The sequence below is a fragment of the Pseudonocardia wallangbongensis genome, assembly GCF_054486945.1.
Map to the genome: position 1 here is coordinate 701358 of NZ_JBRERS010000001.1, position 12325 is coordinate 713682.

Annotated in this window: 15 protein-coding genes and 1 pseudogene; 4 read left to right on the plus strand and 12 right to left on the minus strand. The window is 75.8% G+C overall.

Going from position 1 to position 12325, the window contains the following annotated elements; genetic code table 11:
• Positions 1-84: 84 nt before the first annotated feature.
• The 3 genes and pseudogenes from ACU436_RS03400 to ACU436_RS03410 form a co-directional block, all read left to right on the plus strand.
• A pseudogene (locus ACU436_RS03400) lies at positions 85-372 on the plus strand (DUF222 domain-containing protein); the annotation flags it as partial.
• A gap of 130 nt (positions 373-502) precedes the next feature.
• Positions 503-880 carry a DUF222 domain-containing protein gene (locus tag ACU436_RS03405; RefSeq protein ID WP_459021484.1) on the plus strand — a complete coding sequence of 126 codons (378 nt, stop codon included), beginning with the start codon at positions 503-505 and terminating at the stop codon, positions 878-880.
• Entirely contained in the window at positions 817-1128 is a 312-nt protein-coding gene (locus tag ACU436_RS03410; protein ID WP_459022603.1) for an HNH endonuclease signature motif containing protein, read from the plus strand. Before ACU436_RS03405 ends, ACU436_RS03410 begins: the two co-directional genes overlap by 64 nt.
• A 61-nt stretch (positions 1129-1189) precedes the next feature.
• On the opposite strand, the gene ACU436_RS03415 is transcribed toward ACU436_RS03410, so the two are convergent.
• Positions 1190-1531: an ArsR/SmtB family transcription factor gene (locus tag ACU436_RS03415; RefSeq protein ID WP_459021486.1), complete on the minus strand. Its 342-nt coding sequence runs from the start codon at positions 1529-1531 to the stop codon at positions 1190-1192.
• Positions 1532-1618: 87 nt separating this feature from the next.
• Here ACU436_RS03415 and ACU436_RS03420 point away from each other — a divergent pair, with 87 nt between their 5' ends.
• Positions 1619-2347 (plus strand): SDR family NAD(P)-dependent oxidoreductase, encoded by a 729-nt coding sequence (locus ACU436_RS03420; RefSeq protein ID WP_459021488.1) that lies wholly within the window; start codon positions 1619-1621, stop codon positions 2345-2347.
• Between the two features lie 9 nt (positions 2348-2356).
• Here the strand turns inward: ACU436_RS03420 and ACU436_RS03425 are convergent, their stop codons facing one another.
• The 11 genes from ACU436_RS03425 to ACU436_RS03475 are packed head-to-tail and all read right to left on the minus strand — an operon-like array spanning position 2357 to position 12182.
• Entirely contained in the window at positions 2357-3181 is an 825-nt protein-coding gene (locus ACU436_RS03425) for an endonuclease/exonuclease/phosphatase family protein (RefSeq protein ID WP_459021490.1), read from the minus strand.
• A gap of 57 nt (positions 3182-3238) precedes the next feature.
• On the minus strand, positions 3239-4612 hold the full coding sequence (locus tag ACU436_RS03430; protein WP_459021492.1) for an MmgE/PrpD family protein: 1374 nt from the start codon (positions 4610-4612) through the stop codon (positions 3239-3241).
• On the minus strand, positions 4609-5535 hold the full coding sequence (locus tag ACU436_RS03435; protein ID WP_459021494.1) for an LLM class flavin-dependent oxidoreductase: 927 nt from the start codon (positions 5533-5535) through the stop codon (positions 4609-4611). Before ACU436_RS03435 ends, ACU436_RS03430 begins: the two co-directional genes overlap by 4 nt.
• Positions 5532-6095, minus strand: a complete 564-nt coding sequence (locus ACU436_RS03440) for a hypothetical protein (protein ID WP_459021496.1) — start codon at positions 6093-6095, stop codon at positions 5532-5534. Before ACU436_RS03440 ends, ACU436_RS03435 begins: the two co-directional genes overlap by 4 nt.
• Positions 6092-6463, minus strand: a complete 372-nt coding sequence (locus ACU436_RS03445) for an EthD domain-containing protein (RefSeq protein ID WP_459021498.1) — start codon at positions 6461-6463, stop codon at positions 6092-6094. The genes ACU436_RS03440 and ACU436_RS03445 overlap by 4 nt, the downstream gene beginning before the upstream one ends.
• Positions 6464-6976, minus strand: a complete 513-nt coding sequence (locus ACU436_RS03450) for a pyridoxamine 5'-phosphate oxidase family protein (RefSeq protein ID WP_459021499.1) — start codon at positions 6974-6976, stop codon at positions 6464-6466.
• On the minus strand, positions 6973-8319 hold the full coding sequence (locus ACU436_RS03455; RefSeq protein WP_459021501.1) for an MmgE/PrpD family protein: 1347 nt from the start codon (positions 8317-8319) through the stop codon (positions 6973-6975). The genes ACU436_RS03450 and ACU436_RS03455 overlap by 4 nt, the downstream gene beginning before the upstream one ends.
• Positions 8316-9743, minus strand: coding sequence for an MmgE/PrpD family protein (locus tag ACU436_RS03460; RefSeq protein WP_459021503.1), 1428 nt, complete (start codon positions 9741-9743; stop codon positions 8316-8318). Before ACU436_RS03460 ends, ACU436_RS03455 begins: the two co-directional genes overlap by 4 nt.
• A complete protein-coding gene (locus ACU436_RS03465) occupies positions 9740-10555 on the minus strand; it encodes a cyclase family protein (protein WP_459021507.1) in 816 nt (271 codons plus the stop codon). Before ACU436_RS03465 ends, ACU436_RS03460 begins: the two co-directional genes overlap by 4 nt.
• On the minus strand, positions 10552-11385 hold the full coding sequence (locus tag ACU436_RS03470; protein ID WP_459021509.1) for an HpcH/HpaI aldolase/citrate lyase family protein: 834 nt from the start codon (positions 11383-11385) through the stop codon (positions 10552-10554). The genes ACU436_RS03465 and ACU436_RS03470 overlap by 4 nt, the downstream gene beginning before the upstream one ends.
• A complete protein-coding gene (locus ACU436_RS03475; RefSeq protein ID WP_459021511.1) occupies positions 11382-12182 on the minus strand; it encodes an IclR family transcriptional regulator in 801 nt (266 codons plus the stop codon). The genes ACU436_RS03470 and ACU436_RS03475 overlap by 4 nt, the downstream gene beginning before the upstream one ends.
• Positions 12183-12325 lie beyond the last annotated feature (143 nt).

Genomic DNA, 12325 nt, shown 5'->3' on the forward strand with positions numbered 1-12325 from the left:
CCTGGACTCGAACAGCAATCCGAATCCTGGAGGCTCCCCATGTCGACTGCGACGATCATTCCACTGCCCACTCGGCTGGACGGGATGAGCACCGATGATCTGGAATCTGAGTTGTTGGGGTTGGCCGGGCACATCGCCGCCGCCGAATGCCGCTTCCTCCAACTGCTGGCCGAGTTCGACCAGCGCGGCGGCTGGGTCGGCGACGGGATCCGCTCGTGTGCGCACTGGCTGTCCTGGCGGGCCGGGATGAACCTGCGCACCGCCACCGAACGCCTCCGGGTCGCCCACGCCTTACAACACCTACCCCGCATCACCGAAGCCTTCGCCGCCGGACGGATCTCCTACTCCAAGGTCCGGGCCATCACCCGAGCCACCGGCAGCGACACCGCCACCCTGACCCGGATGGCCGCCGCGCACCCCGATCCGCCACCCCGTCGAACCGTCCCCGCAGGACCTGGACGAGCGGGCCCGGGAACAGGAACCCGGCCCGGCCGTGGACCGGATGGAAGCCCGCCGCGCCGACGCCCTGCTCACCCTCATCCACGGCCGCAACGGCGAGGACGGGCCGGCGGTCGAGCGCGGCACCGCCCAGGTGATCGTCCACCTCGACGCCGGCACCGGCGCCGCCCGGATCGCCGGCGGCCCCGACATCCCGGCCTCCACCGCCGCACGCCTGGCGTGTGACGCCCGCGTCCAACTGCTACTCGACGACCGGGACGGCAATCGGATGTACCTGGGTCGCAGCCGGCGCCTGGCCACCCCCGCCCAAATCGCCGCCCTCACCGCTACCTCCACGCCCACCACCGGCGGCACTGGCTGTTCGGCGGACCCACCGACATCGACAACCTGGTTCTGGTGTGCTCTTTCCACCACGGCGTGATCCACGACCACGGCTATCGCATCCACCGCATTTCCGGCAGGTGGGAGTTCCTGCGCCCGGACGGCTCCCAGATCCCCACCACGGCGACACCGCTGACCGGAAATGCCGAGAGTTTGATCGAGATGCACACCTGGGCCCGGCTGCGAATCGACCGCAACACGCTCACCCCGAACTGGGACGGAGACCGACTCGACCTCGAGCCGATCCTCGACGTCCTGCTACCCAAACGGATCAGGACGGCAGCCTGACCGAGTCGCGTTCCGCGGAACGCGCAGAACGGTCCGAGGCGCACAAGGGAGGGGGTGGCGCTCACCGCGATCCGATGCCGACCCCACCGTCCACGCCGTCGACCCCTGCGGCGGCGAGCACGACGTCGAGCAGGCCCGGGAACCGCTCGGCGAGGTCCGGCCCGCGCAGCCGGACGAAGCAGCGCGTGCCCTCCTGCCGGGTGCGGGTGACGCCGGCGTCGCGCAGGACCTTGAGGTGATGGCTCAGCGTCGACTTCGCGAGTGGAACGCGCAGGTCGCCCCAGGCCCGCTCCTCGCCGTCCGCCAGGACGCGCACGAGGCCGATCCTCGTGGGGTCACTCAACGCGGCGAGCACCTGCGTGAGCTCGATCTCGGCGACGTCCGGGTGTCGCGCGTGAGCCATGATCCTGAGCGTACCCTCGTTCGATGATCGGCGAACATCGAACAAGGGGGACACGTGGTAGCTACGCACGACGGCTTCGATCAGCATGTGGTGATCGTGACGGGGGCGGGTTCCGGGATCGGGCGAGCGACCGCGATCGCGTTCGCCGACGCCGGCGCACGTGTTCTCGGGATCGGGCGGCGGGCCCAGCGCCTGGAGGAGACGGCGGCGAACCACGCGTCCATCGCCACGCTCGCGCTCGACATCCGCGAGGGCGACGCCGCGGCGACGATCGTCGATGAGGCGGTCGGCAGGTGGGGTCGCGTCGACGTGCTGGTCAACAACGCCGGCGTCTTCACGGCGATGCCGCTGGGCGAGCTCGACGCGCAGCGCATCGCCGAGATCACCACCATCAACGTCACCGCGCCCAGCCTGCTCGCCGACGCGGCCCTCCCCCATCTGAAGAAGACCGGAGGCGCCATCATCAACGTCTCCAGCACGTTCGGCCACCGCCCGGCACCGGGCGCGGCGCACTACGGCGCCACCAAGGCCGCGGTCGAGCACCTCACGCGGAGTTGGGCCCTGGAGCTCGCCTCCCACGGTGTCCGGGTGAACGCCGTCGCGCCCGGGCCGACCGAGAGCGAGGCCCTCGCCGCGGCGGGGCTGGACCCGGTCGTGATCGACCGGGTCAAGGACGGCGAGGCCGCCCGCATCCCGCTCGGGCGCCGGGGAGAACCCGAGGAGGTCGCACGCTGGATCGTCCACCTCGCACTCCCCGGCAGCGCGTGGGTGACGGGGCAGGTCCTCGCCGTCGACGGCGGCCTCGCCCTGACGTGACCCGCTCCCCTACCGGGGAGCGAGCGTGACGAGCAGGCCCGGGTGGTCGGACGCGCCGCGCAGGTCGATCATGCGGGTGTCGGTGACGGCCAGCTCGGGCGTGGTCGCGACGACCTGCACGTCGCCGTCGTCGGCGAACACGGCGCCGGCGGGGAGGCAGGACCCGAGGTCGGCGCCGTCGTCGGAGCCGAGGTTCAGGTCACCACCGACCACGAGCGGCGCGCGCATTCCGGGGACGACCGTGCCGAACAGGTGCCGGCACTGGCCCAGCGTGACGTCCCGGTCGGTGTAGGCCAGGTGCGTGGTGCAGACGCCGACCGCCGGGGTGGTCCCGACCTCCAGGCACACCCACGCCCGCTCCTCCGGATCGTCCGGGTCCTGGATCGGGTAGATCCCGCCGCTCTCCGCGGACCCGGGCACCGGCGGCCACCGGGACACGATGCCGTTGCCGAACCGTTGCCCGTTGCGGCACCGGTACGCGTCGCCGGTGTCGCGGTCGCGCGCCGCCCGGAAGGCGGACGCGGCCTCCGCACCGGGCAGCGCGCCGGCGAGTGCCGACACGTCGCCCTCGCAGACCTCGTTCAGGGTAACCAGGTCCGGCGCCTCGGTCCGGATCACGGCGGCGGCCTCGTCGATCGAGCGGCCACCGGCGTAGCACCCGGCGATGCCGCTGTTGCAGAGGTTCATCTGCAACACCCGCACCGACGTAGCCGGTGTCGGCGGCGGGTCCGCCACCGGAGGAACGGCCGCGGTCACGTCCGTGCACCCGGCGAGACCCGCGACCAGGCAGGCGACGATCGCGGCCCACCACCGTCGGTACGACCGGCCGACCATGCGCTGTCCTCCCCACCGGGCCACCCACTGGCGACACGGGGTTCATGGTCGCGTGGTTCAGCAGCCGATCTCCGCCAGCACCTCGGAGGCCAGCCGGGCGACGGCCGTCGTGTCCGCACCGGTGGGATGCAGCAGCGCGCCGACCAGGGCGTCGGCGGTGTCGTCGCCGAGGAGGCCCGCGACGTTCAGCCGGAACTTGCGCTCCACCTCGTCCGCGCCCAGCGGGTCGTCCGGGTTGCCGCGCGCGTTCCGCACCGCGGCCGTGGCCGACGAGCCGTCGCGCCACCGGACCTTCACGGTCGCGGGCCGCTCGCGTGGCAGCGCCGCGGAGAACGCGGGTTCCGCCACCAGCCGGACGCGGGCGGCGATCTCGCGGACCTCGGGGCGGGCGAGCCGGCCGGGCAGGAAGGTCTGCGCCACCAGGTCCCCGTCCAGGGCGAGCGCCGCGAGGCACACGGGCAGGGAGAACCGGGCGTGCATGTCCGAGCCGACCTCGACCGCGTCCAGCGACACGGCGAACGCGAACGTCTCCACGACGATCTCCGCGATGCCGCCCCGGTCCCGCGCCGGGTCCGGCACGTCCGCGACGGCGGCGCGCCAGGCGTCGAGGGCCGGGTGGATCCAGCGGGCGCACGCGTAGGGCTTGAGGTAGCTGTCGGCGAGGCGCCACCGCTGCCCCAGTCCGCCGGTCAGCTCCTGCGGGTCGAGGTCGGTGCAGACGGCCGAGTCGAGCAGCCGGGTGACCAGGTCCGCGCTGCCGCGGGTGCCGTCGGTGGCCCGCCCCGCCGCGGCGGCCCCGTAGTAGGCGCCGAGCCCGGTCCACACGTTGCGGACGGTGCCGCCCCGCATCGGCACGGCGAGCGTCGCCGCGATCGGGACGGACGCCCCGAGCAGCAGCGCCTCCGCGGTGTCGGCCGGGGTCAGCCCGGACAGGACGCTCGCCGCGAGCGCCGCGGCCACGGGCCCGTGGATCCCGTGCGGGTGCAGCCCGGGCCGCAGCGAGGTGCCGACGCCGAACCGCATCCCGATCTCGCACGCGAGGAGGAAGGCCTCCGTGAGCCGCCGGTCCGGCACCCCGCCGGCCGCCGCGGCGTGCAGGAGCACGGGCAGGCAGTGCGGGGCCGGGTGCGCGGTGGGCACGGGCGGGAGGCGGTGGCCCTGGGGGTGGAACGAGCCGCCGGAGTCGGCGTCGAGCCAGGTCGCCGCGGTGCCCAGGCCCGCGAGCCGCGCGAACGGCGCGTCCCGCGGCCCGGACGGCTCGGCGGCGCGCAGGCCGCGGACGAACGCCCGCACTGGCGGGTAGTGCAGCCCACCGACGAGCACGCCGACCGAGTCGAGCAGCAGCAGCCGCGCCAGCCGCGCGACGTCGGCGGGCGCGTCCTCGAGCCGGGTCTCGTGGGCGAACGCGGCCAGGGGCCGGGCGTCGATCATCGGGTTGCTCCCTCGGCGGAGAGGCCGCCGGTGACGGCGGCGGCGAGGTCGGCGAGGCGCTCGGTCACGCCCGCGACGGCGCCGGCGAGCACGACACCGTCGACGCCCACGGCGGCGAGGTCACGCACCCGCGCGGTCACGGTCGGGCCGTCGCCGGTGATCAGGAACCGCTCCCGTACCAGCGCGTCACCGGGTCCGGTCGCGTGGCCGGCGGCGGCCGTGCCGTGGCGGCGGTAGTCGTGGGCCGCCGCGACCGCCCGGACGTGGGTGAGCTCGTCCCCGGCGACGCCGTACCAGTCCGGGGCACCGGCGATGCGCGCGGCGCAGGAACCGAGAACGGGCCGTGCCGCCCCTTCCGCCTCCTCGGCGGACGACGTGACGGCTGCCCGCAGGAAGACCCACACAGCGGCGCCGCGCGCGAGCTCCACGGCCCTGGCCAGCACGGCCGGGTCGGTGCCGACGTCCACGAGCACCCCGCCGAGGGCGGCCGCCGTCGCCGCGATCGTGCGCGGACCGGACGCGGCGCCGAGGAGGATCGCGCCGTCGACGAGGTCGCGCACCGAGCGCAGCGCCTCCTCGTGCTCCCGCAGGGACGGGACCGGCAGCCCCTCGTTGCGCACCGAGCTCTCGCCGCGCCCGACGACGGCGACGACGCGCCCGGGGTGGTGGGTGACGAGCGTGCGCACGGCGCCGGCGACCGTCGCCGGGTGGCGCAGCCCCAGCCCGAGGACGCACGGGCCGGCCAGCCGCGCGTCCGTCCCGGCCAGGACGCGCGCGGTCTCCACGAACGGGTCCGGGAACAGGCGCGGGCTGTCCGCGAGCCCGACTCCGTCGAGGCCCGCGTCGAGCGCCCGGGCCGCCAGCGCCACCGGGTCCGCCTCGCCCCGGGGCCGGGCGACGTTGAGCAGGACCGGGGGACTCACCGCGGCCCCTCCAGCACGTCGAGGGTGTGGTCGAGGCCGTCGGGCATGCCGACCAGCCCGCTCGTGAAGGTGTGGACCGCGAGCCAGCCCGCCGCGGCCGCGTGGCCCGCCCACGGACCGGGCGGCCCGTCCGGCGCGGTGACGGCCAGCAGGCTGCCCGCGAGGTCGACCACCGCGGGCAGGTCCGCGGGTGGGACCCCGGCGAGCACGGCCGCGCACACCGCCGCGGGAACGACGCCGACGGTCGGCAGGGCGGCCGGCCGAACCGCCTCGCCGGCGGCGAGCCCGGTGCGCACCGCGTCGCTCAGGTCCGCGGCGCCGCGTCCGTGCTCCGCGGCGACGACGAGACCGACGAGCGTCGTCATGACATCCTGGCCGAGGCCGGCCCGCGCGCAGCGCTCCCCGGCCCACAGCAGCCCCGGGTAGGTCGCGGCACGCAGGCCGGTCCCGGGCAGGGACACGGCACCGTCCGGTGTGGCGATCCGGGCGGCCCACGCCCCCAGGTCGGCGTCCGGCGGGGTGGCGGCCAGCCGCTCGAGCGCCTCCAGCGCGGCGGTCACCTCGCGGCCAGCGACTCGCGGGTCACCTCGGTGCTGTCGGCGAGCACGTAGAACTTGAAGTCGGTGCGGCCGGCCGGGCCGCGCCCGGCCGGGATCGGGTGGTCGGTGAACCACTCGCGGTAGCGCGCGTACGCGTCCTCGTCGGCGAAGTGCATCTCGGCGATCCGGTAGAACGAGTAGCCCTCCGGGATCTCCGCCGTACCACCGGAGGCCTGGCGCACCGGGCGCAGCACCTTGTTGAACACGATCCGGTCGAGGTGCGGGTTGGCGAGCAGGTCGGGGGCGTGCACCTCGAAGAGCCAGCGCTCGTACTCCTCGGGCGTGAGGCCCTCCGCGACCTCGTACCCGAGGATGGTCTTCACCGTCATCTAGAGCTCCTCCTCGATGTCGAACGTGAACGACTCCGCGCCCGCCCCGAAGCCCTCCAGGCGCACCCGGGCGGGACGGATCCGGACGCCCACCAGCTCGTCCTCGACCTGCTCGGGGCTGCGCACCGGCGCCCGGGTCCCGCCCTGCGCCCGCAGCCGGACCAGCTCCTCGAAGTAGCGGCGCGCCGTCCACTCCGATGGCATCTCCTCGGCCGTGCCGCGGATCGAGACGACCCGCGGCGGCAGCAGCGAGAGGTCGAAGACGTGAGGGCGCTCGTTGGTGGCGCCCGGCGCCGGGCTCCCGACCCACGTCACGGTGGTGTGCGGGTCGCGGCGCCACTGCGCGATGCGGCGGTGCCCGCGGCGTTGGACGAGGTCGACGGCCCACTCGTCGGCTAGGAAGGCCGTCATCGTCCGGACCACCGGGAAGCCGCTCCGGTCGATGGTCGTGACCTGGGCGAAGCCCGCCTCGGTCAGCACGAACTCCCGCGCCGCGGCCTCGGGGTCGGTCACGGCGCCACCTTCGCGGCCGCCCGCAACCGCTCCCCCAGCTCCCGCGGGGAGCCCCCGTCCGCGAGCGCGTGCACGGCGTCGAGGACGCCGCGACCGGCGTCGCCGAAGCGGCCGGTGAGCAGCCGCACCGCCTTGGCCCCCAGGTCCGCCCGGTCGAGGGCGCGGTCGGCGTCGCCGCGCGGGCGGTCCCCGGCGGCCGTCCGGACGGCACCGTCGCGCAGCACGACGGTGACCCGTGCGGGCCGCCCGCCCGGGTAGCCGGCGTCCAGCTCCGGGTCGTGGACGACCCGCACCCGCCGCGCGAGGTCCTGCACCGCGCGCGACGCGACGGTCGGCGCGGTCATCGTCGTCTCGTCGAGCCGGCCGGTGACCAGCGCGACCGCGACGGAGGTCGGAACGCTGAACCGGGCCCGCAGCTCGTCGTCCGCCACGGCGTCGAACCCCGCGGCCGCCGCGAACGCCCGCACCTCCACCTCGGCGATCTCCGCGGCGTCGAGCGGGAGGAGGTCGGCCACGGCGTCGTTGACCCCGTGCAGGTGGGCGCAGGTCGGGTGCACCTTCACGTAGCCGGCGAGCACCTCGTACGCGGGCCAGCCCGCGGTCAGCGCGGAAGGATCCCAGTCCCGCGCGGCGACGGCGGCGAGGTGCCGGTCGAGCGCACCGGGCTCCGGTTCGAGCCCGGCGACGGCCGCGCTCCCGAGCGCGGCGCCGAGCTGCACCGACGCCCCGAGGAACGCGTGGCCGCCGGTGCGCCCGCGGAAGATCGTGGCGGCGTCGGAGAGCAGCACGGCGGACGCCGCGAGCTCGACGGCGCGCCGGGCCGCCTCCACGTCGCCGGGAGCGAGCAGCCGGGCCACCCCGGCGGCGACGGCCACCTGCCCCCAGGTGCCGATGTCGTGCACGCCTGGCGGGGTGCCGCCCATCGCGCGGCCGACCCGGACCCCGGCCTCGTACCCGGCGAGGACGGCGGCGAGCGTCTCGTCGCCCGGGAGGTCCCGCTCCTCGGCCAGCGCGAGGACGGCCGGCACGACGTGCGACGCCGGGTGCCCGCGCGCGGGCCGGTGCCCGTCCTGGAGCTGGTCGGCCGCGGCGGCGGAGCCGTTGAGCAGCTGCGCGGTCGCGGCGGGCCAGCCCCGTGGCGATCCGACGACCGTCGAGGTACCCACCGGGGTGCGGGCGAGCCCGTAGCGCAGGGCGATCAGTTCCGGGCGGGCGCTGCCGAGCGCCGCGACGGCGATGCAGTCGGCCACCAGGTCCACGACCCGGTCGCGCACCGCGGCCGGCGCGTCCCGCCACGAGGTGCCGGCGACGGCTGACGCGAGGGCCGCGGCGAGGCCACTCATCCCCGCACCAGGTCCATCACGGGGCCGATGGCTCCGCGTTCCGGCAGCGCCAGCACGGCGTCGGAGACGGCGGTGACGGCGCCGGCGTCGAGGACCCGCCCGGCGTTGAGCCGGAACTTCGCGGCGTGCTCCTCGGCGCTCAGCGGGTTGCCCGGTCCTCCCCTGTTGGCGTCGACGCGCACTTCGTGGCGCGCGCCGTCGTCGAGCCGCACGCGCAGCACCGCGGGGAACTGGTTCGGGAAGATCTCGTCGCAGCGGGCGTCGGCCACGCAGCGCACCTTCGCGGCCAGTGCGAGCCGCCGCTCGTCGGCGGCGGCCGCGTCGGTGAAGTCGTCGTGGCCAAGGCCCAGCCCATGTCCGGGCCCGCCGCCGACGAGCAGCGCCGCCGCCACGGTGTACGGCCCGCTGAACGCTGCGTGGTAGCCCGACCGCGGCCGCGCCTTCTCCTCCGGTGGCTGCGCGATCGTACGCAGCACGGGCGAGGCGACGCCGAGCTCGATCTCCTCGATCCGCGAGGGGTCGACGCCGCGGGCGCGCAGTTCCAGGGCCGCGTCGATGCCGGCGTGGGTGAAGTGGTTGCACGGGTAGGGCTTGAAGAAGATTCCGGGCAGCTCCCAGTGCTCGCCGAGGCCGGCCACGACGGCGTCGACGTCCGCGCGCTCGCCGCAGAAGGCCTGCAGGAACCCGAACCGGCCCTCCACCACGGTGGGCGGGCCGGTGAGGCCGTGCCGCGCGAGGTCGGCCGCGACGACGCCGGAGTGCGCGGCCCATCCGCAGTGCATCCGCTTCACGGTGCCGCCGGTGCGGTTGGCCTCGAGCAGCCCCGCGCCCATGCTGGCCGCGATCCCCGCGGCGTGCCCGATGCGCTCGGCGTCCAGCCCTCCGACCATCGCGGCGGCGACGGCCGCGCCGACGGCCCCGCAGATCGACGTGGCGTGCTGGCCGCGCTCGAAGAACACCGAGTTGCCCAGCTCGCGGTCGTACCCCCCCATGCCGAGCCGCACCGCGACCTCGACGCCGACGCCCGCGGCGTCCAGCAGCGCGGTGGCGGGGGCACCGGTGGCCTCGGCGACGGCCAGCGCCGCGGGCACGACCGGCGACGACGGGTGCAGCACCGACGGCAGGTGCGTGTCGTCGAAGTCGAGGGAGTGCGCGAGCGTGCCGTTGAGCAGGGCGGCCGAGGGCGCGGGCAGCTGCAGCCCGGTGCCGATCGCGGTGGCGTCCGCCGGGCCGCCCCAGCCGCGCACGACCTCGGCGACCGAGCCGGCGGTCGGCTGGCCGGTGGCGGCGACGCTGTTGCCGAGGACGTCGAGCACCCGCCGGGCGACGTCGGCGCGCAGGTGCGGCGGCAGCCCGTCCTGCTGGACGTCGTGGGCGAGCCGCGCGAGGCGCTGGACGACGGTCTCGGTGGCTGCCGCGGTCACGCCGAGACCGCCGCAACCGGCCGCACCGGCGAGCCGGTGCCGCCGACGATGCGCAGCGGCGCCATGACGAACACGAACTCGGTGAGCCCCTCCGCCGCCGCCGGCTCGAGGTTCAGGTGCTCGATGATGTGCACGCCAGACTCGACGAGCAGCACGCGGTGCACCGGCAGCACGCTGTGCCCGGCGCCCGGCTTGATCTGCTCGTAGGCCGTGGTGTCCGCGCCGGTGGTCACGACGCCCGCCTCGGCGAGCCACGCCGCCGCGTCGGGGGTCGGCCCCGGCACCCCGTCCTGCTGGCCGAGGTAGGTGGCGGGGTCGGTGTCGAAGTGCCGGGCCCAGCCCGTCCGGACCAGCACGACGTCGCCGCGGCCCACCTGCACGCGCGCGCGGGCGGCCGCGTCCTGCAGGTCCCCGGCCGTGACGCCGTAGCCCGCGGGGAGCACGTCCACGCCCCGGGTCGCGGCGACGTCGAGGAGCACGCCGCGGCGCAGCAGCGGGGGCGTGTGCTCGGCGCCCAGCTGCGAGAAGCGCCCACCGCGCTGGGCCTCCGCCGCGTCGACGCCGCCGTGCAGGAGGCCGTCGTGGCTGACGTGCGAGAGCGCGTCGACGTGGGTGCCGACGTGCCCGCCGGTCACGATGATCTCGTTCGAGGCCGAGCCGCCGTCGGGGCGGACCACGTCGCCGTGCCGCCGCGCCAGGCTCATCCGGAAGCCGGGGTGGTTCGGGGAGCAGGGCATCCCGGTGAAGTGCGGCTGCCCGAGCTCGACGAGGCGCACGCCCCGGCTCACCGCGGCCAGAAGCGGATCGGTCATCGGTCTCCTCCTGTGGGAACGGCGAGCTCGAGCACGACCCGGGCGCGCTCGACGACAGCGGGGTCGACGAACCGCCCGTCCTCGTCGAGGACGGCGACCTCGCCGCGGGCCCGGGCCTCGTCGGCCGTGCGGACGACGGCGGTGGCGTGGCGCACCTGCTCGGGAGTCGGGGTGTAGACGTCGTGGACGACCGGCAGCTGCCGCGGGTGGACCACGGAGCGCCCGACGAACCCGGTGGCGAGCCCCCGCTCGCAGCTCGCGCGCAGCCCGTCGAGATCGGCGACGTCGGTCCAGACGCTCTGCACCGGGGAGGGCAGGCCGGCGGCCCTCGCTGCGACCACGACCCAGCCGCGCGCCCAGTCGAGCCCGGCGTCGGAGACGAGCCGCAGGTCGGCCGACAGGTCCGCCTCGCCGAGCCCGATGCCGGCGACGAGCGGGTGCGCCGCGGCGAGGTCGGCGGCGCGGGTGAGCCCGGCCGCGGACTCGATCACCAGCTGCAGCGGGAGGCCGGTGCGCTCGGCCACGCGCCGGACGGTGTCCGGGTCGGCGCTGCGCGGCAGCCGGACGCCGGCGATCCCGGAACCGGTGACGGCGTCCAGGTCGGCCTCGCCCCACGGGCCGTCGGGGTCGTTCACCCGCACCCACACCTGCGGGCCGTCCACGGCGACGGCGTCCACGGCGATGGCGACCGCCTCCCGCGCGTCGGCCTTGCGGTCGGGCGGCACGGCGTCCTCGAGGTCGACGACCACGGCGTCGGCGGCCGCGAGCAGCGCTTTCGCGACGCGCTCCGCGCGGTGGCCGGGGACGTAGAGCCAGGAGCGCAGGGTCATGCCGACTCCTGGCCGCTCTGGGTCGGGAGCCCGCCGCGCCAGCCGAGCGCGCGGGAGATCCGGTCCGCGGCCTCGGCCAGCAACGGCACGAACCGTTCGCGCGCGGCGTCGTCCACCCGGTCGACCGGCCCGCACACCGAGATCGCGCCGATGGCGGTCCCGTCGAACCCGAACACCGGCGCGGCCACCGACGCGGCGCCGCTCTGGCGCTCACCGATCGAGTGGGCGTAGCCGACGGCGCGGACCTCCGCCAGGCGGGCGCGCAGCGCGTCGACGTCGGTGACGGTGCGGCTGGTCAACGCCCCGAGCTCGCTCGTGAGCACCGCCTCCTGCTCGTGGGCCGGGAGGAACGCCAGGATGCAGGTGCTGGAGCTGGCGGCGTGCAGCGGGAAGCGCCGGCCGACCTCCACCGTCATCTTGATCTCCTGCGCACTCTCGACCTGGTCGAGGTACACGCGGCCGTCCGGCACGCGCGCCGAGATCGTCGTGGTCTCGTCGGTGGCGCGCTGCAGCTCGCGCAGCACCGGCATCGCGGCGCTGCGGAGCGTCGACTCGCGCAGGGCCCTGGCCCCGAGCGCCGCCGACGCGGCGCCGAGCCGGTAGCCGCGCGAGACCGGGTCCGCGGCCAGCAGGCCCCGGTCGGTCAGCGTCCGCAGGATCCGGTGCACGACGGCCTTCGAGAGGCCCAGCTGGCGCGCGATCGCCGACACGCCAAGCGACTCCGGGCCGTCGGTGAACAGGAGCAGGACGTCGGCGACCCGGGCCGCGGCCTCCGTTCCGTTGATGTCCGCCAACACCCCCGCCTTCCCCGATGTTCCTGCAAGCGGAACGATAGTCGGCCAGCGGAACGAGATCCGTCAAGGCCTCTATCTGCATCTATCTACACACTTGACCCTGCACCCGATCCGGTGCAGCATCCTCCGCAACCATTGTTCCGGCA

Coding starts and splice junctions, on each gene's coding strand:
- ACU436_RS03405 (WP_459021484.1), top strand. CDS start 503: ATGGAAGCCCGCCGCGCCGACGCCCTGCTCACCCTCATCCACGGCCGC.
- ACU436_RS03415 (WP_459021486.1), bottom strand. CDS start 1,531: ATGGCTCACGCGCGACACCCGGACGTCGCCGAGATCGAGCTCACGCAG.
- ACU436_RS03425 (WP_459021490.1), bottom strand. CDS start 3,181: ATGGTCGGCCGGTCGTACCGACGGTGGTGGGCCGCGATCGTCGCCTGC.
- ACU436_RS03430 (WP_459021492.1), bottom strand. CDS start 4,612: ATGATCGACGCCCGGCCCCTGGCCGCGTTCGCCCACGAGACCCGGCTC.
- ACU436_RS03445 (WP_459021498.1), bottom strand. CDS start 6,463: ATGACGGTGAAGACCATCCTCGGGTACGAGGTCGCGGAGGGCCTCACG.
- ACU436_RS03455 (WP_459021501.1), bottom strand. CDS start 8,319: ATGAGTGGCCTCGCCGCGGCCCTCGCGTCAGCCGTCGCCGGCACCTCG.
- ACU436_RS03465 (WP_459021507.1), bottom strand. CDS start 10,555: ATGACCGATCCGCTTCTGGCCGCGGTGAGCCGGGGCGTGCGCCTCGTC.
- ACU436_RS03470 (WP_459021509.1), bottom strand. CDS start 11,385: ATGACCCTGCGCTCCTGGCTCTACGTCCCCGGCCACCGCGCGGAGCGC.